Annotated in this window: 22 protein-coding genes and 1 tRNA gene; 16 read left to right on the top strand and 7 right to left on the bottom strand. The window is 71.3% G+C overall.

Annotated elements, in window-relative coordinates:
- Positions 1-126 precede the first annotated feature (126 nt).
- From D3P35_RS08935 to D3P35_RS08900, 8 genes are all read left to right on the top strand, one after another.
- The gene (locus D3P35_RS08935; RefSeq protein ID WP_118134371.1) at positions 127-735 is read left to right on the top strand and encodes a paraquat-inducible protein A; all 609 of its coding nucleotides are present in this window, start codon (positions 127-129) and stop codon (positions 733-735) included.
- Positions 732-1418 (top strand): paraquat-inducible protein A, encoded by a 687-nt coding sequence (locus D3P35_RS08930; RefSeq protein ID WP_370030716.1) that lies wholly within the window; start codon positions 732-734, stop codon positions 1416-1418. Before D3P35_RS08935 ends, D3P35_RS08930 begins: the two co-directional genes overlap by 4 nt.
- Positions 1411-4089, top strand: coding sequence for a PqiB family protein (locus D3P35_RS08925; protein ID WP_118134370.1), 2679 nt, complete (start codon positions 1411-1413; stop codon positions 4087-4089). Before D3P35_RS08930 ends, D3P35_RS08925 begins: the two co-directional genes overlap by 8 nt.
- A 598-nt stretch (positions 4090-4687) precedes the next feature.
- Positions 4688-5302: a membrane integrity-associated transporter subunit PqiC gene (locus tag D3P35_RS08920; RefSeq protein WP_157982079.1), complete on the top strand. Its 615-nt coding sequence runs from the start codon at positions 4688-4690 to the stop codon at positions 5300-5302.
- A 321-nt stretch (positions 5303-5623) separates the two neighbouring features.
- On the top strand, positions 5624-6835 hold the full coding sequence (locus D3P35_RS08915; protein WP_198670520.1) for an ABC transporter substrate-binding protein: 1212 nt from the start codon (positions 5624-5626) through the stop codon (positions 6833-6835).
- Between the two features lie 9 nt (positions 6836-6844).
- On the top strand, positions 6845-7753 hold the full coding sequence (locus D3P35_RS08910; protein WP_118134367.1) for a carbohydrate ABC transporter permease: 909 nt from the start codon (positions 6845-6847) through the stop codon (positions 7751-7753).
- Positions 7750-8580: a carbohydrate ABC transporter permease gene (locus D3P35_RS08905; protein WP_232830437.1), complete on the top strand. Its 831-nt coding sequence runs from the start codon at positions 7750-7752 to the stop codon at positions 8578-8580. Before D3P35_RS08910 ends, D3P35_RS08905 begins: the two co-directional genes overlap by 4 nt.
- A gap of 7 nt (positions 8581-8587) precedes the next feature.
- Positions 8588-9676, top strand: a complete 1089-nt coding sequence (locus tag D3P35_RS08900) for an ABC transporter ATP-binding protein (protein WP_118134366.1) — start codon at positions 8588-8590, stop codon at positions 9674-9676.
- A 27-nt stretch (positions 9677-9703) separates the two neighbouring features.
- Here D3P35_RS08900 and D3P35_RS08895 read toward each other — a convergent pair whose 3' ends face one another.
- Both D3P35_RS08895 and D3P35_RS08890 read right to left on the bottom strand, forming a co-directional pair.
- Positions 9704-10045 (bottom strand): hypothetical protein, encoded by a 342-nt coding sequence (locus D3P35_RS08895; protein ID WP_118134365.1) that lies wholly within the window; start codon positions 10043-10045, stop codon positions 9704-9706.
- 315 nt (positions 10046-10360) lie between these two features.
- A complete protein-coding gene (locus D3P35_RS08890) occupies positions 10361-11545 on the bottom strand; it encodes an acyltransferase family protein (protein ID WP_157982078.1) in 1185 nt (394 codons plus the stop codon).
- A gap of 1117 nt (positions 11546-12662) precedes the next feature.
- Between D3P35_RS08890 and D3P35_RS08885 the strand changes: the two genes are divergently transcribed.
- From D3P35_RS08885 to D3P35_RS08855, 7 genes are all read left to right on the top strand, one after another.
- Positions 12663-13103: a hypothetical protein gene (locus D3P35_RS08885; protein ID WP_118134363.1), complete on the top strand. Its 441-nt coding sequence runs from the start codon at positions 12663-12665 to the stop codon at positions 13101-13103.
- Between the two features lie 128 nt (positions 13104-13231).
- Positions 13232-13585, top strand: coding sequence for a hypothetical protein (locus tag D3P35_RS08880; RefSeq protein ID WP_118134362.1), 354 nt, complete (start codon positions 13232-13234; stop codon positions 13583-13585).
- Positions 13586-13679: 94 nt separating this feature from the next.
- Positions 13680-14558, top strand: a complete 879-nt coding sequence (locus tag D3P35_RS08875) for a bifunctional helix-turn-helix transcriptional regulator/GNAT family N-acetyltransferase (protein WP_118134361.1) — start codon at positions 13680-13682, stop codon at positions 14556-14558.
- 177 nt (positions 14559-14735) lie between these two features.
- A complete protein-coding gene (locus D3P35_RS08870) occupies positions 14736-15668 on the top strand; it encodes a cyclase family protein (protein WP_118134360.1) in 933 nt (310 codons plus the stop codon).
- Between the two features lie 96 nt (positions 15669-15764).
- Complete coding sequence (gene map, locus D3P35_RS08865) at positions 15765-16514, top strand: type I methionyl aminopeptidase (protein ID WP_118134359.1); 750 nt, start codon at positions 15765-15767, stop codon at positions 16512-16514.
- A 7-nt stretch (positions 16515-16521) separates the two neighbouring features.
- Positions 16522-17019, top strand: coding sequence for a dual specificity protein phosphatase family protein (locus D3P35_RS08860; protein ID WP_118134358.1), 498 nt, complete (start codon positions 16522-16524; stop codon positions 17017-17019).
- A gap of 261 nt (positions 17020-17280) precedes the next feature.
- Complete coding sequence (locus tag D3P35_RS08855; protein WP_118134357.1) at positions 17281-17883, top strand: LysE family translocator; 603 nt, start codon at positions 17281-17283, stop codon at positions 17881-17883.
- A gap of 99 nt (positions 17884-17982) precedes the next feature.
- Here D3P35_RS08855 and D3P35_RS08850 read toward each other — a convergent pair.
- From D3P35_RS08850 to D3P35_RS08840, 3 genes are all read right to left on the bottom strand, one after another.
- A tRNA-Pro gene (locus D3P35_RS08850) sits at positions 17983-18059 on the bottom strand.
- A 45-nt stretch (positions 18060-18104) separates the two neighbouring features.
- Positions 18105-18584 carry a DUF192 domain-containing protein gene (locus D3P35_RS08845; RefSeq protein WP_118134356.1) on the bottom strand — a complete coding sequence of 160 codons (480 nt, stop codon included), beginning with the start codon at positions 18582-18584 and terminating at the stop codon, positions 18105-18107.
- A gap of 62 nt (positions 18585-18646) precedes the next feature.
- Complete coding sequence (locus tag D3P35_RS08840; protein ID WP_232830436.1) at positions 18647-19201, bottom strand: cold-shock protein; 555 nt, start codon at positions 19199-19201, stop codon at positions 18647-18649.
- Between the two features lie 168 nt (positions 19202-19369).
- Here D3P35_RS08840 and D3P35_RS08835 point away from each other — a divergent pair, with 168 nt between their 5' ends.
- On the top strand, positions 19370-20191 hold the full coding sequence (locus tag D3P35_RS08835) for a hypothetical protein (protein ID WP_118134354.1): 822 nt from the start codon (positions 19370-19372) through the stop codon (positions 20189-20191).
- A 99-nt stretch (positions 20192-20290) separates the two neighbouring features.
- Here the strand turns inward: D3P35_RS08835 and D3P35_RS08830 are convergent, their stop codons facing one another.
- Complete coding sequence (locus D3P35_RS08830) at positions 20291-21034, bottom strand: SDR family NAD(P)-dependent oxidoreductase (RefSeq protein WP_118134353.1); 744 nt, start codon at positions 21032-21034, stop codon at positions 20291-20293.
- Positions 21035-21169: 135 nt separating this feature from the next.
- Positions 21170-21787: a pyridoxamine 5'-phosphate oxidase gene (pdxH, locus tag D3P35_RS08825; RefSeq protein ID WP_118134352.1), complete on the bottom strand. Its 618-nt coding sequence runs from the start codon at positions 21785-21787 to the stop codon at positions 21170-21172.

Below are 21787 nucleotides of genomic sequence, written 5' to 3'. Positions count from 1 at the left end.
CGCAAATCACGCAAAATTCCTCGACGCGACCGCCGCTCTGCGGCTAATCAGGGCGGTGACAATCGGCGCTGCAGCGCGACATCGCGCTGTGGCCTTCTGGAGATGCAGACCGGGAGCGCGGCCTTCATGGAGTCCGACCTGCGGGGACTGACCGCCTGCCACATCTGCGACGCCCTGTGCCGGGACGAGACCCCCGCGCCGGGCCAGCGCGTGCGGTGTCCGCGCTGCGGCACGCCGCTGCGCACCGGGCATGCGCGCGCCATAGACCAGTTGCTGGCGATCTCCCTCGCGGTGCTGGTGCTGATGGGCACGGCCCTCGCCCTGCCCTTCCTCGGGCTGGAGGGCGGCGGCCTCGCGCAGGAGGCGACGGTGCTCGACGCGGCCGAGGCGATCGGCTCGGGCCGGGCCTGGCCGCTGGGCGTCGCGGTGGGCGCGCTCATCTTCGCCGTGCCGCTCACCCGGGCGCTGGCGCTGTGCTACGTGCTGCTGCCGCTGCGCCACGGCCACCCGCCGCGCCCGCATGCCCGCGCCGCCTTTCGCCTCGCCATCGAGCTGCGCCCCTGGTCGATGGCGGAGATCTTCGTGATCGGCGTGGCCGTGGCGCTGGTCAAGATCGCCGGCCTCGCCACCGTGCAGCTCGAGCCCGCCTTCTGGATCTTCGTGCTGCTCGGCGTGCTGGTGACGCTGGAGGACATCGCGCTCTGCCGCCGCTCGATCTGGACCATGCTCGGATGAGCTCCACCCAGCCCCCCACCATGCCCGAGGAGATCATCGGCACCACGAAGCCGCGCCCGGCGCATGACGCGCACGTGCTCACCGCGCGGCGCGCCGGGCTCGTGGGCTGCACCGTCTGCGGGCAGGTCTCGCACCGGGGCACGGCGCATTGCCCGCGCTGCGGCTCGGTGCTGCATTCGCGCGCGCCCGGCGGCACGCAGCAGGTCTGGGCCTGGCTGCTGGCGGGGCTGGTGTTCTACATCCCGGCAAACCTCTATCCCATGCTCATCACCCGCACGCTGGGCCAGGAGATGGCGAGCACCATCGTCGGCGGCGCGCTGGAGCTGATCGAGTACGGCGACTGGGGCGTGGGCATCATCGTGCTCACCGCCTCCGTGGGGATCCCCATCGGCAAGTTCATCGCCATCACCCTGCTCGCCCTCGCGGTGGACAAGCACTGGAAGCTCGACCGGCACCGCCTGCTGCAGCTCTACGAGATCGTGGAGTTCATCGGCCGCTGGTCGATGATCGACATCTTCGTGGTCGCCGTGCTCTCCGCCCTGGTGCAGCTGGGCTTCGTGGCCTCCATCTCGCCCGGGCCGGCGGCGGCGTGTTTTGCCGCCTCGGTGGCCTTCACCATGCTTTCGGCCCGCGCCTTCGACACCCGCATGATCTGGGATCGCATAGGAGAACAGAGTGACTGACGAGAGCCCCGAGCCGGAAAGCCCGACGATCCAGGATAAGACCCGCCTGCCATCGGTCGTCTGGCTCGTGCCGATCGGGGCCATCGCGGTTTCGCTGTTCCTGCTGTGGCAGAACTTCGCCGACCGCGGGCCGCTGATCGAGATCACCTTCGCCAAGGCCTCCGGCATCACCCCCGGCCAGACCCGCATCAAGTACCGCGACGTGGACGTGGGCCATGTCGAGACGGTGGGCTTCTCCTCCGACCTCGAGCGCGTGCTGGTGACCGCGCGCATGGACAAGACCGTGGCGCCCTTCCTCGACGACAGCGCCCGCTTCTGGGTGGTGAGCCCGCAGATCACCGCGCAGGGCATCACCGGGCTCGATACGGTGATCTCCGGCAGCTACATCGAGGGCGCGTGGGACAACACGCCCGGCGAGGAGCAGTCCCGCTTCAAGGGGCTCGACGAGACCCCCCTCACCCCGGCCGACACGCCGGGCCTGCGCGTGGTGCTGCGCGGCACCGACGGCGGCTCGCTCGCCGTGGGCGCGCCGGTGATGTTCCGCGGCGTGGAAGTGGGCAAGGTGGAGAGCAAGCGCCTCACCGCCGACGGCCGCGCGGTGGAGTTCGACGTGTTCATCAACGCGCCCAACGACGAGCGCCTGTCCACCAGCACCCGCTTCTGGAACGTCTCGGGCGTGAGGTTCACCCTCGGGCCGCAGGGCGCCCAGCTGCAGGTGGCGAGCCTCGCCTCGCTCATCCAGGGCGGCGCCTCCTTCGACGAGATCGGCACCGGGGCGGCGGCCGAGGACGTGGAGGAGGGCCATGTCTACACCCTGTTCAACTCCGAGACCGAGGCGCGCGACCTGGTGATCGAGGGCGACCTCGAGGACCAGCTCCAGCTCAGCGTGCTGTTCACCGGCTCGGTGCGCGGCCTGCAATCGGGCGCCAACGTGGAGTACCGCGGCATCAAGGTGGGACAGGTGGTCGATGTCTTCGCCTCCGTCGACCCCACCGACAGCAGCTTCCGCACCCGCACCACCATCGCCCTGCAGCCCCAGCGCCTCGGGCTGGAGCGCGGCGACCGGCAGGCCACGCTCGACTTCGTGCGCAACGCGGTGCAGAACGGCCTGCGCGCCAAGCTCGCCATGGGCAACCTGCTCACCGGCTCCCTCTACGTGAACCTGGTGGATGCGCCCGAGGCCGCGCCGGCCAGCCTCGACGAGAGCGAGCGCCCCTACCCGCTGCTGCCCTCCGTGCCCTCCGACCTCACCGAGATCACCGGCTCGGTCGAGGGCGTGCTCGACCGGGTGAACAGCCTGCCCATCGAGGCGCTGCTCAACAACGCGGTGACCCTGCTCGACAACGTGAACGCCATCGTGGCCTCCGACGGCGCGCGCGAGGCGCCCGAGCGCATCGCAGGCATCCTCACCTCGGTGGAGGCGCTGGTCTCCGACCCGGCGCTGCAGCAGAGCCTTGCCGACACCCAGGCCGCCCTCGCCGCGGTGCGCCAGTTTGCCGAATCGCCCGAACTGCAGGCGAGCCCGGCCACGCTCTCGGCCCTTCTGAACACCATCGAGGACATGGCGAACCGGCTGCAGCAGAACGGCACGGTGGAGAACATCACCGCCGCCGTCTCCGCGCTGCGCGGCATCGCGGAGGACCCCGACCTCGCCGCCCTGCCCGCCTCGGTGCGCGGCGGCGTGGACGCGCTCACCGCCCTGCTCGACGATCCGGAGACGCGGGCCCTGCCCGGGCGCATATCCGCCAGCCTGGAGAGCCTGCGCGGCCTGCTCGACGAGCCCTCCACCCGGCAGCTCCCGGCCGAGATCAACGCCTCGCTCGCCTCGCTGCGCGCGCGGCTGGCGGACCCGAAGCTGGCCGAGGCGGTGGCCGCCATCCCGCCCACGCTCGACGCCGCGCGCGAGACGCTCTCGCAGTTCTCGCAGCACGCGGACCCGCTGCTGGCGAGCCTGCGCGGCATCCTCGACGACCCCGGCACCCGGGCGCTGCCCGGCGAGGCCGCCGAGGCCCTGCGCGCCGCGCGCGAGCTGATGGACGACGCGGGCCTGCGCGACGCGCTGGGCGAGGCCGGCAGCACGCTCGCCTCCCTGCGCGCCATCCTCGACCAGGACAGCACCCGCCAGACGCCGCAGCAGCTCTCCGACACGCTGGAGGCGGCGCGCGAGATGCTCACCTCGCTCGAGCGCGAGGGGGCGGCGCAGAACCTCTCCGCGGCGCTCGCCTCGGCGCGCAACCTGCTCGACGACCCGGCGCTGCGCGAGGTCTCCACCCAGCTCAGCCAGACGCTGGAGGCCCTGCGCGCCGTGCTCGGCGCCCCGGGAGTGGAGGAGCTGCCCACCGCCACGCGCGACGCGCTGCGCTCGGCCACCGCCCTGCTCGACGACCTGCAGCGCGAGAAGCTGGGCGAGGCCGCCTCCGCCGCGCTGCGCGGCGTGCAGGAGACCACCGTGGTGGCGCGCCAGTCGCTCTCCGAGCTGCCGAACCTGCTGCGCCGGCTGGCCTCGCTCTCCCAGCAGGCCGACGACGTGCTGGCCTCGGTCAGCGTCGGCTCGGAGCTGAACTACCAGGCGGTGAGCGCCATCCGCGAGATCCGCGACGCGGCCCGCGCGGTGACCGATCTCGCCGACCTGATCCAGCAGCAGCCGAACGCCATCATCATCGGCAAGTAGCGCCCGGCGCCGGCCCCCTCCGCCAGGGCGGGGCCGGCGCGGCTTTCCCTCCACAGCGCCCTCCTGGTCCATCCACACCCCCGCGCGCCGGTCTTCCGGCGGGCGCGCCTTGTGGCTGCGCCGGGCCCGCGGGAGCGCCTGCGGCTGCACTCTCCCATGGGGCGAGCGGATTTTTCCACATTGCCCTGCCGCCGTGCCGCGGCATCACACGACGCCGCAGTGCGAAAGCACCGCGCGCGCACCCGCTTCCGAAACCCTTTACGAAACACGGATTTACAGGGCTTTTCCGGAGGTTCCGACCCGTTGTTGCCGCGCGGCCGCCGCCCCGGCCCACAGGGTGCCAACAGGGTTTCCCCCGGTCCCTCCCCCGGATGCCCACAGAGTTATCCACAGTTTATTACCTGTCGGTTAACGGCACTGCGGCCTCGGGGGACGGGGGCGGGTCCCACAGCCGGCGCACAGCTTGCCGACAGGGATGTGCACAGGGTTATCCACAGGTCGGCCACCGGCCCGCGTGCATCGCCATGCTCGACCCGCGCGCCACTCGTGCTAAGCATGAACATCATCCGCACCGCGCCACACATACCGGGAAGACATGATGCCGGACCTCCTGACCGCCTGCCGCACCCGCCTGCGCCGCCTCCTCCTGCCCGCAGCCCTGCTCGCGCTCGCCGGCTGCGCCGAGGCGACGGGCCCGTCCTACTACCTGCTGGAGCCCGCGCAGCCGGAAACCTCGACCCGCGAGCAGGACACCGACGGCCCGCTCATCGGGCTGCGCGAGGTCGGGCTGCCGCTCTACGCCCGCCGCCCGCAGATCGCGGTGCTGCAGCCCGACGGCACGATGATCGCCTCCGATCTCAACCGCTGGGCCTCCGACCCCGCCCGCGGCGCCACGGTGCTGCTCTCGCGCCAGCTCTCCAACCGGCTCGGGCAGCCGGTGGTGACCGAGCCCTGGCCGCTGGGCACCCGGCCCGAGCGGCTGGTGCAGGTGGAGGTGGACTATTTCGCCGGCAGCCTCGGCGGCACGCTGCGCCTCTCGGGTCAGACCCGCGTCTCGGCCTACGGGCGGGGCGACGACACCCGCAGCCGCGGCTTCGACATCACCGTGCCCGTGGCCGACGAGAGCTACGCCGCCCTCGCCCGCGCCCATGGCGAGGCGCTCTCGCGGCTCGCCGGCCAGATCGCCGCGATGATGGCCCCCCTGGCGCAGTAACCGCCCCCCCGGGCAGCGCCCGGCTCGCGGCATCGCCGGCAGCCCGGCCGCCGCACTCCGCCGCGCGATGACGGCCGCGGCGGGTCCCCCGTTCGGCGCAGCACGCGGGGCGGGGCCCGACGGGCCGAATTCACCCCCGCGCCGCTATGTTGCGCGGCGTCAACCGGTTCCCCTCTCACCCAAATTTGACAGTCCGCGTCAAACATCTACCATTCAGGGCAAGCAGAACCCTGCCCTCAGGGCGATCTCGGATGGGAGAGGAACTTAGCCATGAAACTCGGATTATTTGTTGGCGCCGCAAGTATTGCGGCCGGGACTTTCGTGACGACTGCCAGTGCCGAAGAGATTTCCATTTCCTGCGGCGCGCTGGGTATTGAGCTTACTCTTTGCAAGGACGGCGTGAAGAAATGGGAGGAGCAGACCGGCAATACCGTGAAGGTCGTCTCCACCCCCAACTCCAGTTCGGAGCGGCTGGCGCTCTACCAGCAGATCCTCGCCGCCGGCGCCGGTGACATCGACGTGCTGCAGGTCGACGTGGTCTGGCCCGGCATCCTCGGCAACCATTTCATCGACCTCAAGCCCTACACCGAGGGCGCGGAGAACGACCACTTCCAGGCCATCGTGGAGAACAACACCGTCGACGGCGAGCTGAAGGCCATGCCCTGGTTCACCGATGCGGGCGTGCTGTTCTACCGCACCGACCTGCTGGAGAAATACGGCCGCGAGGTGCCCACCACCTGGGAGGAGATGGCCGAGACCGCCCGCATCGTGCAGAAGGGCGAGCGCGAGGAGGGCGACGACGACCTCTGGGGCTACGTCTTCCAGGCCCGCGCCTACGAGGGGCTCACCTGCAACGCGCTGGAGTGGATCGACAGCTACGGCGGCGAGATCGTCGATGCCGAGGGCGAGGTGGTGGTCGATTCGCCCGAGGTGGTGAGCGCCGTCGCCGAGGCCGCCTCCTGGATGGAGGACATGGTGCCCCCGGGCGTGCTCAACTACACCGAGGAGGAGAGCCGCGGCGTGTTCCAGTCCGGCAACGCGGTGTTCATGCGCAACTGGCCCTACGCCTGGGCGCTGGCCCAGTCCGACGACAGCCCGATCAGGGGCAAGGTCGGGGTGGTGGCCCTGCCCAGGGGCGGCGAGGACGGCAAGCACACCGGCGTGCTCGGCGGCTGGAACCTCGCGGTGTCGAAATACTCCGCCCACCCCGAGATCGCCGCCGACCTGGTGATGTTCCTCACCTCTCCCGAGGAGCAGAAGCGCCGCGCCATCGAGGGCTCCTACAACCCCACCATCACCGACCTCTACCAGGACGAGGAGGTGCTCGAGGCCGTGCCCTTCTTCGGCGACCTCTACGCCACCTTCGAGAATGCCGTGGCCCGGCCCTCCGGCGTGACCGGCGAGAAGTACAACCGCGTCTCCGCCGCCTTCTGGGGCAAGGTGCACGAGGCGCTGGAGGGCAACGAGGACCCGGAGACGGCGATGTCCGACCTCGCGGACGAGCTGGGGTCCGTGAAGCGGCGCGGCTGGTAAGCCACGCCCATGCAAGGCTCTGAACTCACCCGCGCCAAGGTGCGCTCGGCGCTGGTCTTCCTCGCGCCGATGCTCCTGGCGCTCGCCCTCGCGGCCGGCTGGCCGCTGGGGCGCACCCTGTGGTTCGCCTTCACCGACGCCAGCCTCACCGACAACGGCTATTCCTTCATCGGCTTCGAGAACTTCTGGAACTCCGAGTGGGGTGGCCTGCTGGAGGACGGCAACTGGTGGCAGGCGGTGGGCAACACGCTCTACTTCACCTTCGTCTCGGTGGCGCTGGAGACGGTGCTGGGCGTGGGCATCGCGCTCGCCCTCGACGTGCCCTTCCGCGGCCGGGCCATCGTGCGCGCCGCCGTGCTCATCCCCTGGGCCATCCCCACCGTGGTCTCGGCCAAGATGTGGGGCTGGATGCTGCATGACCAGTTCGGCCTGATCAACGACCTCGGCATGAGCCTCGGCCTGCTCGACCAGCCGGTGGCCTGGATGGCGAATTCCGCCACCGCCCTCACCGCGATCGTGGCGGTGGACGTCTGGAAGACCACGCCCTTCATGGCGCTCCTGGTGCTCGCCGCCCTGCAGATGCTCCCGCGCGACATCTACGAGGCCGCGCGCATCGACGGCATCCACCCGGTGCGGGTGTTCTTCCGCGTCACCCTGCCGCTCATCCGCCCGGCGCTGATGGTGGCGGTGATCTTCCGCGGCCTCGACGCCCTGCGCGCCTTCGACCTGATGTATGCCATGACCGCGAACAACGAGAGCACCATGACCATGTCGGTCTTCGCCCGCCAGCAACTCGTCGATTTCCAGGACGTGGGCTACGGCTCGGCCGCCGCGGCCCTGCTCTTCGTGATGGTGGCCGTGCTCACGGCGGCGGTGCTCACGCTCGGCCGGGTGCGGCTGACGGGAGGTGCGCGATGATGCCCAGAACCCTTGCCGGGCGCGCGGGCTTCTACGCGTTCATCCTCGTCATCATGCTGTTCTCGGTGTTCCCGTTCTATTACGCGGTGGTGTCGAGCTTCAAGACCGGCTCGGAGCTGTTCGAGGTCACCTACTGGCCGACGTTCAACATGGAGAACTACGTCTCCATCTTCACCGAGCAGCCCTTCGGGCGGAACATCCTCAACTCGGTGATCGTGGCCTTCGCGGTGGTGGCGATCTCGCTCACGCTGGGGGTGCTGGCGAGCTACGCGCTGGCGCGGGTGAGCTTCCGCGGCCGCGGGCTGCTGCTGGTCACCATCCTCGCGGTGTCGATGTTCCCGCAGGTGGCGGTGCTCTCGGGCATGTTCGAGATGATCCGGGTGCTCGGCATGTTCAACTCGCTACCGGGGCTGATCCTGGCCAACATGGTGCTCACCCTGCCCTTCACGGTCTGGGTGCTCACCACCTTCATGACCGAGCTGCCGAAGGAGCTGGAGGAGGCCGCCTTCGTGGACGGCGCCACGCCGTTGCAGGTGGTGCGCCGGGTGTTCCTGCCGCTGATGGGCCCGGCCATGGCCGCCACCGGCCTGCTGGCCTTCATCGTGGCCTGGAACGAGTTCCTCTTCGCCCTCACCTTCACCCTCTCCAACGAGATGCGCACGGTGCCCGTGGCCATCGCGCTCATCACCGGGGCCACGCAATACGAGCTGCCCTGGGGCAACATCATGGCGGCCTCGGTGATCGTGACCGTGCCGCTCATCGTGCTGGTGCTGATCTTCCAGCGCCGCATCGTGGCGGGCCTGACGGCCGGCGCCGTGAAAGGATGACTGACCTATGACCGAGCTTTCCCTGCGTGGCCTGCGCAAGTCCTTCGGCGGGCACGAGGCGATCCACGGTGTCGACCTCGACATCCCCTCCGGCGAGTTCGTGGTGTTCGTCGGCCCCTCGGGCTGCGGCAAGTCCACGCTGCTGCGGCTCATCGCCGGGCTGGAGGACATCTCGGCCGGCGAACTTTCCATCGACGGCGCGGTGGTCAACGCCCTGCCCCCGGCAAAGCGCGGCGTGGCGATGGTGTTCCAGAGCTACGCGCTCTACCCGCACATGACCGTGTTCGAGAACATCGCCTTCGGCCTCACCCTCAAGCGCCGCGACAAGGCGGAGGTGGACAGGCGCGTGCGCGAGGTGGCCGCCACGCTCGAGCTCACCGAGCTGCTGGAGCGGCTGCCGCGCGAGCTCTCGGGCGGCCAGCGCCAGCGCGTGGCCATCGGCCGGGCCATCGTGCGCCAGCCAAAGGTGTTCCTGTTCGACGAGCCGCTCTCCAACCTCGATGCCTCCCTGCGCACCCAGATGCGCGGCGAGATCGCCAACCTGCACGAGCGCCTGCCCGACGTGACGATGATCTACGTCACCCACGACCAGGTGGAGGCGATGACGCTGGCCGACCGCATCGTGGTGCTGCGCGACGGGCGGGTGGAGCAGGTGGGGCGGCCGCTCGAGCTCTACCACCAGCCCGCGAACCTCTTCGTGGCGGGCTTCATCGGCGCGCCGAGCATGAACTTCCTGGCCGTGCAGGTGTCGGCCGCGGCGGAGGGCGGGCTCGCCTGCCGCTTCGGGGAAGGGCTGGAGACCACGCTGCCGCTGGGCATCGGCGGCGCGCCGGAGGGGGTGAAGACCCTCGGCATCCGCCCCGAGCACCTGGAGGAGCACCCCGAGGGCGCGCTGGCGGTCACGGTCGAGCGGGTGGAGAACCTCGGCGAGAGCCATCTCGTGCACGCGAGGCTGCCCGGCGGCGCCACCCTCATCGCCCGCGGCTCCGGCGCGGTGGAGGCGAAGGCGGGCGCGAAGCTGCGCTACGCCCTGCCGCCCGGGCACGTGCATCTTTTCCTCGAGGACGGCCGCAGCGCCGCGGCGCGCCAGCTCTGAAGCCTGCGCGCCTTCAGGCGGGTGCCTTCAGGGCGTGGCGAGGTAGGAGAGCAGGGTGAGGAAGCCGAGCCCGATCAGCAGCATCAGCGCCTCCATCCAGGCCGAGCGCAGCCGGGGCGTGCCCCGCCGCCGCGCCCGGATGGAGGCGTAGCGCCCCACCCCGCCGCACAACGCCAGCGTGCCGAAGACGATGGCGAGCCAGAGCGCGCTCGGCCCGCTGCTGGTGTCCTCGCTCACCGCGCTGGCCAGCAGGAAGCCCGCGCAGGGCACGAGCGCGATGGCGGTGAGCAGCGCGAGCCAGCCGGAGGTGCGCGCGAAGACGGGCAGCAGGAAGACAAGTACGGCCACAGCCGGAATGAGCGCGTCCATCGTCACCTCTGCCACGGGACGCGCGCCCGGCCGCCGGCCGTGCTGCATCCGTTCCCCCCCGGGCCGCACCGGCCTCGGGCAGAGACCGGGGGGCAGCGCCCCGTGCGTGACGCGGCGCAACCTCGCGCCCGCCTCACGCCTGCCGAGACTAACCCATCCTGAGGATTTCACCAGCCCTCGCGGGCGCGCTGCCCCGCAAGGGCCGCCGGGCCCGCCCCCGGTGCGGGGAGCGGGCCCGGTGGCCTTGCCCTGTGTCCGGGACTGGTCCGGCCGGACCATGCGGGGGAGCGCGCGGCCCGGCCGGTGGGCTCCCCCTCAGTCGGCCCCGGGGGATAGCACGGCGCGCAGTCCTGCCGCCCGGCCCTGGGCCGGCAGCAGCCGCGGAGGCGCGGCCCGGCCGCGCCGGCGCAGGGGCGCGCCGTTGAACAGGAACAGCGCCAGCCGCGAGCGCGAGATCAGCTCGTGGAACAGCACCGGCGCCGCGATCCCCACCGCGCAGAGCGCGAGGAACTCGGCGAACACCGGCGCATCCACCGTGGTGAACCAGGCCCCGAGCAGGCAGACCACCGGCATGTGGAACAGGTAGATCGTGTAGGAGGCCCGGCTCATGCGCGAGACCGCGCGGTTCTCAGCGGTGCAGTAGCGCCGGAACAGCCGCATCAGCTCGTGGCTCACCAGCACCGAAAGCACGGCGGAGGTGGAATACCACAGCAGCTTGTTCAGCTCGTCGGGCTGGTTGAACGCGCTGGCGCAGCCGACGGCCATCAGCGCCATGATGATGTAGCGCCCGTTGCCCGGCTCCGCGAAGGTGAGCGAGCGGAAGGCGAACCCCACGAGGAAATACGGCAGGAACAGCGCCCAGGCCTCCAGGTTCATGATGCCGAACAGCCGGAAATCGAAGCCGGTGAGCCGTTCCACCCCGAAGGTGCCGGTGCGCACCGCCAGCGTGTAGATCACGATGATCACGCAGAGGGCGTAGAGGCTGATCTGCCGCCCGCCCTCGCCGCCCCGGAGCCTCCGTATCGCCCGCGTGTCGCGCAGCGCGTGCAGCCCGGCGGCGATGAGGAAGTAGAAGGCCAGCGCGTAGAGAAACCACAGGTGCCCCACCCAGTTCTGGTCGATCAGGGCCATCTCCGCCAGCAGGCCGGGCAGGATGTCGCCCTCCGCCCCGCCCCCCGCGAGGAAGACCTGGTGGGCGAGCATCACCAGCGGGCTGATGAGCAGCGTCGCCACCGCCAGCGGAACGAGCAGCCGCGTGAGCCGCGACAGGGTCCAGTCCCGGGTGCTGCCCGTGCCGATGGTGATGGCGGCCAGCATCCCGGAGATGATGAAGAAGGCCGGCATGCGGAAACTGTTGGTGAGCGAGGCGAAATAGGTGAGCAGCGCGCTCTTCTCCTCCGAGTGGATGAACCACTCGGTGCCGTGGGAATAGATGAGCGCCGCGTGATAGGGCACCCCGAGCGCCATGAGAAAGGCGCGCATCCAGTCGATATGGTGCATGCGCGGCCTTCCAGAAGCCTTCGCAGACGGTGGGGTCATGATGGGTTCCGCTTCCGAATAGTTGCGATGTGGCACAGGGCGGCGCGCGTCCTGCCGCAACTGGCGGCGGACAACGGCACCGTCGGCACGCAACGGCCCGGTTCACGGCAAGGCCGTGGAGGGCTGGAAAACCTGCAAGACTGCCAGGTGCTACGCCGTGGAAAATACCCGGATCAGGCGCGGCGACCGACCGCCGTTCCGAACGCGTGATGCAAAAAGCAAACCCGTACGTGGGGCCGCCCGCACAGCGGCGGCGCCGAAGCGTGTCACCTCGATGACAGCATCCCTGTTCCCCCCAGGGAGGGCCCGCGGAACAATGCCGGGCCCGGGCACCCCTCGGGGCGCCCCTGAAAATGGAGGGTAGGAAGGCATTTTTCGATAGTCAATTTAATTTGCTTATCCGCTCTCCGGGCAAGACTTCACGCTGCGTCAATGGGATAGGCGGAATATTGCCGGTCGAGCCGGTGGCTTTGCGCATCGCCGCCTATTGCACGCGAGGCGTGCAGAAATCCGGAAACAAAGCCCCGCTGCGCCGGCGGCCGGTCGCGCAGGGCGGGACAGAGACAGGGGCGGCGGGGCACGCGCGGTGCGGGGCCGCCGGGCCCCCGCGACGTGGTGTCATCCTCCGATCGGCCGTATTGCGGGCCGCCCGGGGGTGCGTGCGCCCCGACGCCGACCTCCGGGCGATTCGCGGCCACGGGCTGCGGCGCGGGGGGATGGCGACGGTCCGGCCGCTTCGGGCCGCCCGCTTCCCGCCCCGTACGATGCGCGTGGCCGCCCCTGGCCCGGCGCGATCATCGGCGCGCCATGCCCGGAGCGGGAGCCCCGCGCCGGTCCCGGGCCACCGCCGCGGCGCGCCCCCGTGCTTCACGCACCGCGCCATGTCCGCCGCGCACGGCGGCGCCCGGCAGATCCGGGCCGGACCGACCCGCCGGGGCACCGCGAAAAATCATTGCCGGTGGACCCGCCGCGTTAACACTTTCCGCCGGGAAATCGGGTAGCGCTTTCACCGTGGGTTTGCCTGTGTGCGAACGAGATTTCGAATCAGTACCATTCGAGGGGCAGTGGAGCGCAGCAGATGCTGAATTATCAGAAGTGGCTGGACGACATCAGCGACAGCTATAATGCGGCGGATTTCGACGCCTACCAGGCGGCTTTCGAGCTGCCGGTCACCATGATCACCAGCACCGCCAACATCCAGGTGTCGGAGGCGGAGGGGCTGCGCACCGGCTTCCACGCCCTGTGCCGGATGCTCTCGGGGGAGGGCATCACCGACACCATCCGCCTTGCCTCCGACGTGCGCCCGCTGGGTGCCAACCTCATCGTCGGCCGCTACGAGACGCATTTCATGCGCGGCGCCACCCGGCTGTTCGACCCGCTGCAGAGCACCACCACCCTGCGCCGCGGCCCGGACGGGCGCTGGCGGGCCTGCTGCTTTGCCCTCGACCTCGCGAACGCGCGCTGGCCGTTCCACACGCTGATGATCTCCGGTGCCCAAAGCGCCTTCGCCGCGGCCTGAGCGCCCCGCCGGAGGACTGACGGCATTGACGAGATCGCAATACGGCCGGGCCGGGAACTGGTATATGTAGCCTGTGTCCCGGCCTCGCGGGAAGAACCGCCTGCGTTCAGGAGCCTGCGACCTCAGCCATGGACACCTCTCGCGACGACGCTCCGACAGCCGCCGGGCCGGAGGCCGATGCCCCCCCGGCCCGCGCCCCCCGCCGCGCGGAGGCCGAGGAGACTGTCGCCGGCGACATCAGCCTGCTCGCCGGGCTCATGCAGCGCGGCGCCGGGGCCGACATGCGGGCGCGGCGCACCGCGCTGATCGCGCGGATCTCCGAGCAGCTCTCCCGCCCCGCCGCCGCGCCGGCAGGCCCCGCGCTGCCGGACAGCCTCGCCGCCTGCGAGAGCCCGGCCCAGCCGGACCGGACCTGCTCCGACCAGAGCTGCGGCCTGCAGCTCGAGGGGCACTGCTCCTTCCCGCACCGCAAGCCGCGCTGAGGCCCGCCCCGGGCCCCGAAACTTGCGGCCCGAAACCTGCCGCCCGGGACCTGCGACTTGACGGGCGCGATTTATCTGACTTAAGTCAGACATCATGTCGCTCGATCCCGTCGCCCGCTTCCGCCGCTTCAGCCGCGCCGTCACCTCCGAGGTGGGCGCGCTCGACAGCTCGTTTCTCGGCCGGGGCCGCCCGCTGGGCGCGGCCCGGGTGCTCAACGCCATCGGCAACGGCCACGAGGACGTGGGCGAGATCCGCGCCTATCTCGGCCTCGACTCGGGGCTGATGAGCCGCCTGCTGCGCGGGCTGGAGGCCGAGGGGCTGGTGCGCACCGCGCCGCATCCCGGCGATGCCCGGCGCCGGGTGGCCGCGCTCACCGATGCCGGCCGGGCGGAGTTCAGCGAATACGAGACGCTCTCGGACGCCCGCGCCGGCGCCCTGCTCGCCTCCCATCCGCGCCCCGAGGCCCTGCTCGCCGCGATGGACCTGGTGGCCTCGGCGCTGGGGCGCGATCGCATCACCCTCGGCCAGGCCGACCCGCGCGGCGCGGCCGCCCGCCACTGTCTCGGCGCCTACTACGCCGAGCTGGCACGGCGCTTCGAACAGGGCTTCGACGTCGCCCTCTCGCGTGACCCGGAGGCAGCCGACATGTGCCCGCCCCGCGGTGCCTTCCTCGTGGCGATGTCCGACGGGCTGCCCCTCGGCTGCGTGGGGCTCAAGGGCAACGGCGGCACGCAGGCCGAGGTCAAGCGGCTCTGGGTCGCGCCGTCGGCCCGCGGCCTCGGCCTCGCCCGCCGGCTCATGGAAGGGGTGGAGGAGGCGGCCCGCGCGCTCGGCATCGACACGCTGCGCCTCGACACCAACAGCGCCGCCCTGCCCGAGGCCGCCCGCCTCTACCGCGCCGCAGGCTGGACCGAGATCCCGCGCTTCAACGACGACCCCTACCCCGACCTGTTCTTCGAGCGCCGGCTCTGAGCGGCCGGCCTCCGGCCAAGCGCCTTGCTTTCCCCGCCCGGCTCGATCACGATCTCGTCAGTGGGCACACGATTGGCCGGAGGGGGCGAGGCGGTGCGCCCCGCCGGGGCCGGCCTGTCCTCCGCCCGCTCTCCCCGCGTCCGCTTCCCCCGGCCCACGAGACAGGGAGATTCAGCAATGAAGCATTCGGCACTTCTCGCCGGCGCATTCGCGCTCGGCTGGGCAGGCGCTGCCGCAGCCCAGGACACCGCACCGGCATCCGGGCTCTGGGGCGCCTACGAGACCATCTTCAAGGGGGCGAAATACGTCGACCTCACCCATGTCATCACGCCGACCATCCCGGTCTGGCCCGGCTTCGGCGATTCGACCTTCGCCCCGGCGGAAGCCGGCGCCGCCCTCGGCGACTATGCCGCGGCGGGCGACACCTTCACCTATGACAAGCACGGGTTCGTCGCCACCGGCTACCTGCTGAAGACCGACCAGCTCGGCACCCAGCTCGACCCCCCGGCCCACTGGGCGCCCGAGTACCCCACCATCGACGAGCTGCCCGCCACCTACACCCTGCGCCCGCTCGTGGTCATCCCGATGCAGGACAAGGTGGCGGAGGATTTCGGCTACGCGCTGCAGGTCTCCGACATCGAGGCCTTCGAGGCCGAGCACGGCACCATCCCCGAGGGCTCGGTGGTCTTCGTGCGCTCCGACTGGTCGAAGGGCTGGCCGGACAAGGAATTCGCCGCCCGCACCCCCTTCCCCGGCGTGGGCCTCGATGCGCTGAAGTTCCTGCACGAGCAGCGCCACATCCTGTTCCACGGCCATGAGCCGCTCGACACCGACGCCACCCCCACGCTGGAGGGCGAGTACTGGCTGATGCACAACGGCTACGCCCAGGCCGAGGGCGTGGCCAATCTCGACAAGGTGCCGCCCACCGGCTGCCTCGTCGCCATCGGCTACCCGAAATTCAAGGGCGGCGTGGGCGGCTATGCGCGCTACATCGCCATCTGCCCCCCGGAGTGGGAATACGGCGTGAGCATCTCCGCCGCGGATGCGCCGCTGCCCAGGAGCGACAAGCCCCTGCACTGGGACGCGGAAGCGGGCATGCGCGTGCGCTGACCGCCGCCGGGCCGGCCGGGTGCACCGGCCGGTTCCCCCGGGCCCCCGCGCCCCCCATATGCACCGCAGCGCCACAGGCAGGAGAGAGGAGCCGCCATGACACTGACCAACGAGGACGAGTTCGACGGGCTGAAGCAGATCGGCCGGATCGTCGCCAACACGCTGCGGGAAATGGGCCGGGCGATGACCCCGGGCATGACCACGGCGGAACTCGACGAGATCGGCCGCCGGGCGCTGGAGCGCGCCGGCGCCCTCTCCGCCCCGCACGCCACATACGGCTTCCCCGGCGCCACCTGCATCAGCGTGAACGAGGAGATCGCCCACGGCATCCCCGGCCCGCGGGTGATCGCGGCGGGCGACCTGGTGAACATCGACGTCTCGGCCTCGAAGAACGGCTTTTTCGCCGACACGGGCGCGAGCTTCCGCGCCGGTCCGGTCTCGCCCGAGCTGGACCGGCTGTGCCGCGACGGCCGGCGCGCGATGGAGATCGGCATCTCGCGGGTGGCGACGGACCGGCCGCTGGCCGGCATCGGCCAGGCGATCGAGCGCTTCGCCACCGCCCGCGGCTACACGCTGATCCGCAACCTCGCGAGCCACGGCGTGGGCCGGTCGCTGCACGAATACCCCGAGGAGATCGCCACCTGGGCCACCCGCGGCGACCGCCGCCGCATCACCCGCGGCATGGTGCTGACCGTGGAGCCCTTCCTGTCGCGCGGCGGCCGCTGGGCCGGCGAGAGCGGTGACGGCTGGACCCTCTGTGCCGAGCCCCGTGCCCCGGTGGTGCAATACGAGCACACCGTGGTGGCGACGGACCGCGGTGCCGTGGTCGTCACGCTGCCCGGCTGAAGCCCGCATGACCCCCCCGATCTTCCGTGTCGAGACCGGCGCGCCGGGCATGCTGTTCATCATGCCCGCACCCTCGGGCGAGAGGCTCGCCGGGGACATCGCGCATTTCCGCGCCATGGGGGCCGACACGGTGGTCTCGTTGCTCGAACCCTCCGAGATCGCCGAGCTCTCGCTGGCCGCGGAACCGGAGGCCTGCCGGGCAGCGGGCCTCGACTTCCTCCACCTGCCAGTGCCCGATTTCGGCCTGCCGGAGCGGGCGCCCTTCGAGGCGCTGGCGGCCGAGCTGGGGGAACGGTTGCGGCGCGGGCGGGGCGTGGCGGTGCATTGCCGGGGCGGCATCGGCCGCTCGGGCACGCTGGTGTCCTGCGTCACCGGCGCCTTCTGCGGCTCGGCGGAGGAGGCGATCGCCCGCGTGACGCGCGCGCGCGGCGTGCCGGTGCCCGAAACGCCCGCACAACGCGACTTCATCCTCGCCGGCCCGGGCCGCGCCGCGGACAGGGGCTGAAACCCGGGCCCGGACGCAGCAGAACCCACCTCGCCGCTCCGCCGGGGGGGGGCCGCCTGCCGCCCGATGCCCTCCGGGCGCGGGAACAGGGGTGCGGCGCCGGGCGGCCGGCGGATCTCCGCCCGGACGCCGCCGGGTCTCCACGCATTGCACACCGGCCTGCCCCGGGGCGCGCGCGGAGACCGCCGCCTCCGCGGAGTTTACTCGGCGCCGGCGCAGCGATAGCCTGCCGGCGATCCCGCCCCTTTCCGGAGACCCCCGATGAGCGTCGAATACCTGCTGACCGCCTTCATCATCTGCCTCTCGCCCGGCATCGGTGTCGTCTACACGCTGTCCTCCACGCTCGGCGGCGGTCTGCGTGCCGGCTTCTGGGCCGCTGCCGGCTGCACCATCGCGACGGTGCTGCACCTTCTCGTCGCGATGGCCGGCCTGGCGGCAGTGCTGCACACCAGCGCCGTGCTGTTCCAGGCGATCAAGTTCGCGGGCGTGGCCTACCTGCTCTGGATGGCCTGGGCGATCCTGAAGGACCGCGGCGGGCTGTCGGTGCGCCCGTCGGAGCCGGTCCCGGCCGGCACCCTCCTCCGGCGCGGCATCCTCCTCAACATCCTGAACCCGAAGCTCCCGCTGTTTTTCGTGGCGTTCATTCCCCAGTTCGTGCCGCTGGGCAGCCCGGCCGGGCTGCTGGTCGAGCTGGGGCTCGGCTTCACCGCGATGACCTTCATCGTCTTCATGGGGTATGCGGCCGTCGCGGCGACGGGCCGGGAGCGTGTGCTGCAGAGCGAGCGTGCGATGACCTGGCTGCGCCGGGTCTTCGCGGCCTCCTTCGCGGCGCTCGGGCTCAAACTGGCCGGCGACACCGCCTGAAGCCCCGGACCGGGGGGGGACACCGGCCGCCGGCTGGCGCGCAGCGCGTGCCACGGCCGGAGGTCGCGCCCCGCCGGATCGGGCGTCCCGGGGGGAAGATGGTCGGGGCGAGAAGATTCGAACTTCCGGCCTCTGGTACCCAAAACCAGCGCGCTACCAAACTGCGCCACGCCCCGACTTGCGCTGATGTAGCGCGGCACGTCACGGAAGGAAAGAGCGCATCACTCCGCGTCGCAGGGCCAGGCGGCGGTGGCGGGATCGAAGGCGGGATGGCGCATCACGTCGCCTTCCTTCAGGCCCAGCCGCGCGGCGAGGCCGCCGTTGATCTCCAGCACCGCCAGCGCCGGGCCCCCGGAGGGAATCGGCGTGAGGTCGCCCGGCACCGCCTCGGAGTGGATGTGGCGCACCGTGCCGGTGGCGTCGAGAAACAGCATGTCGAGCGGGATCAGCGTGTTCTTCATCCAGAAGCTCGCCTCCTCCGCGCGGTCGTAGACGAAGAGCATGCCGGAGAATTTCGGCATGCTCTCGCGGAACATCAGCCCGCGCGCCCGCTCCTCGGCGTCATCGGCCAGCTCGACCGAGAAGCGCACGGTGCCGAATCCGCCGCGCAAGTCCGCCGTGGCGGGGTTGCAGGCGGCGAGCAGCGGCCCCGCGAGCCCGGTGCACAGGGCCGCGGCGGCGACGAGCTTGAAGACGTTCATGGACACACTCCGTTCACACAGGCCATTCGACGGGCCGCAGCCCCGGCAGGCCTGCCGCGGCGTCAGCCGATGGAGCCGCCCCTTGCCTGGTTCTCGCCGATGGCGCGTTCCCAGACGCAGACCTCGGCGGCCATGTGCCCGCGCGGCCCCTCGATGATGCGTACCGCCACTGCCTCGCCCGGCGCAAGGTCGCCGATGGCGCTGCAGCGCAGCACCTCCATGTGAACGAAGACGTCACTGGGGTTTCCGAACACGTTCACGAAACCGAAGCCCTTGACCTTGTCGAACCATTTCACCCGCGCGGGCTGCAGGGGTGTGTCGACATCGGCGGCCGCGACCAGCTCGGTTGGCCGCGGCTCGCGGCTCTGCGAGGCCGGGTCCGCCGGCGTCGCCTGTTCAAGAGACAGGATGCTCACGGCCTGGCGGCCGCGTTCCGTCGTCTGAGTCTCGAGCGTGACGGTACTGCCCTCTGCTGCGGTCGCGTAGCCATGCGCCCGCAGGACATTCGCATGGAGAAGGATGTCGCCCCCTCCATCGTCAGCAACCACGAAGCCGTAACCCTTCGATGCGTCGTACCATTTGACGACGCCGACAACAACTTTGCCCAATCCAGGCATCATCCCTCCGATTGCATAACCGGACATCGCGCAAAAACAACCGCGACCATTCCAAACCAAATGCAGTCGCCGCAAACCGCAGCAAAAAGACCTTGAGTGCAATAATGCGCGACAAGGGTCTGAAAGCAAGATAATGTTTCCGGAAACGACAGCAGGCAAGACGTATCGATGACCCAGCACCGGGCCCGCACGGGCCGGCTCCTTCCGCTCGTCCTCGCGGCACCGCTCCTCATGGCCTGCGCCGGAGCGCCCGGCCCGGCCACCCCGCCGCTGGCAGGCGGGCCGGCGCCGCAGCGCTATCTCCTCGCGGACATGCTGCCGCCCCTGGGGGTGGACGATGCCGCGGCGCGGCAGGATGCCGCCGCCATCGTCGCGCGCGTGGCGCAGGCAGGGCCCGGCGGCCGGGGCGAGGCGCTCTCGCCCGAGTTCGTGCCCCTGCTGTTCAACGCGCCCGAGGGGCGCGACTTTCTCGGGCTGACCGAGCCGAAGGTGCTGGTCACCGGCACTCCGGCGCGGCAGTGCCCGGCGCTGGTGCCGGGCGCCGGCCCCACGCTCGGGGCGGCGCTCGAGGACGGCGCCCAGGCCTGCCGGGACGCGCTTCGGGCCGCCGAAGCCCCCGAATCCTGCGGTTGCCGACTGCTTGCCGCCGATCACGTGCTCACCGGCGACCGGGCGGACTACGCCTATGCGCGCGGCATCCCGGCCCGGCAGACCCTCGATGGAAGCCTCTCGCCGCTGCGCCTGGTCGCGGAGCAGCAGGGCGCCCACGCGCTGGTGCTCTACGCCGGCAGCCGGGCGATCTGGGAAGTGGGCGAGCCGGAAGCCGGGCGCGCCACGCTGCGCGCCCTGGCCGTGGATGGCCCGGTGAGCGCCGGCACCCGCATCGAGGCGAGCCGCCGGCGGGTCGGGCTCGATCGCGGCCGCTATGCCGAGCGCATCGACGCGCACCTGCCCGACGGCCGCAGCCTCACCCTGCTCATCGGCCAGTGACCCGGCGCGGAACCGGCCCCGCGGCGGGCCGGCGGGGGCATCGCCCTCCGCGTGCATTGTTTCCAGATACGCGTCAATGGTGTGGTCGCGGCAGCGGCCTCAGACGTGCTGGCCGCCGTTGATCTCGATCTCCACGCCCGAGACATAGGAGCTTTCCGGGGTGCAGAGATAGTAGATGGTGCGCGCCACCTCCTCCGGCCGGCCGAGCCGGCGCAGGGGGATGTCGGCGGCAAGCTCGGCCGTGCCGGGCGAGAGGATGTCGGTCTCGATCTCGCCGGGGGCGATGGCGTTCACCCGGATGCCGAAGGGGCCGAAGTCGTTCGCCATCTCGCGGGTGAGCCCGGCGAGCGCCGCCTTAGAGGTGGCATAGGCCGAGCCCGCGAACGGGTGCACGCGCGAGCCCGCGATGGAGGTGACGTTCACCACCGCGCCCTTCGCCGCCTTCAGCTCCTCGATCAGCCCGCGCGCGAGCACGATGGGCGCGAAGAAGTTCACGTGGAAGACCTGGCCCCAGCTGCGCAGGTCGGTGTCGATGGTGTTGAGCCGCGCGCCGCCCTCGCCCTTGGGCGAGATGCCGGCGTTGTTGACCAGCGCGTCGAGCCGGCCCTCGGGCAGGCGCCGGCGGATCTCCTCCACCGCCTGCATGGTGGCGTTGGGGTCGGAGAGGTCGACCTGGATGTGGTCTTCCGGGCCCATCTCCCAGGGGCAGTCCTCCGGGAACGGGTGGCGCGAGCAGGAGATCACCCGCCAGCCCGCCGAGGAGAAGCGCTTCACCGTGGCATGGCCTATGCCCCGGCTGGCGCCGGTCAGGAGCAGGGTCTTGCGCTGGTTGGTGTCGGGCATCGGGACTCCGGGTGCTTGGGGGTTCGCGGCAGAGAGTGGTGCCGCCCCGAGAGAAAGGCAAGGGGCGGCGCGGCCCTGCCCCTGCGGCAGGCGGCGCGGCATCGGGGGCATCGCCGGCGCCCGGGAGCCGGCGCCTCAGGGGTTCAGCCGGGTGATCTCCCACTCGGTCGCGGAGGGGTCTGCCCGGGTCCAGCGGAAGCGGTCGTGCAGCCGGTGGGCGCCGTCGGCCCAGAACTCGATCTCCACCGGGCGGATGCGGAAGCCGCCCCAGAACGGCGGGCGCGGCGGGTTGGGGCCCTTGAGCGCCGTCACCTTCGCCACCTCAGCCATCAGCGCACCGCGCGACTTCAGCGGGCGCGACTGCTTCGAGGCCCAGGCGCCGAGCCGGCTGGGCAGCGAGCGGGAGGCGTAATAGGCGTCGGCCGCCGGGCCCTCCTCCTTCTCCACCAGGCCGCGCACCCGCACCTGGCGGCGCAGGCTCTTCCAGTGCATCACGAAGGCGGCCTTGCCGGTGGCGATGATCTCGCCCGCCTTCACGCTTTCGTAATTGGTGTAGAACACGAAGGCGTCGTCCTCGATGTCCTTGAGCAGCACCATGCGCACATTGGGCAGCCCCTCGGGCGAGACGGTGGCGAGCGCGATGGCGTTGGGGTCGTTCAGCTCGCTCGCCCCGGCCTCCGCAAGCCAGGCGCGGGCGAGGGAAAACGGGTCTTCGGCGGCGAATTTGCCCGATGGTGCATCTGTCTGCGACAT

Origin of the sequence: Oceanicella sp. SM1341 (assembly GCF_003448965.1) — a bacterium.
Classification (GTDB): Bacteria; Pseudomonadota; Alphaproteobacteria; order Rhodobacterales; family Rhodobacteraceae; genus Paroceanicella.
Note: the sequence above shows the minus strand (reverse complement) of the source record. Positions and strands in the feature narration are given on the sequence as shown.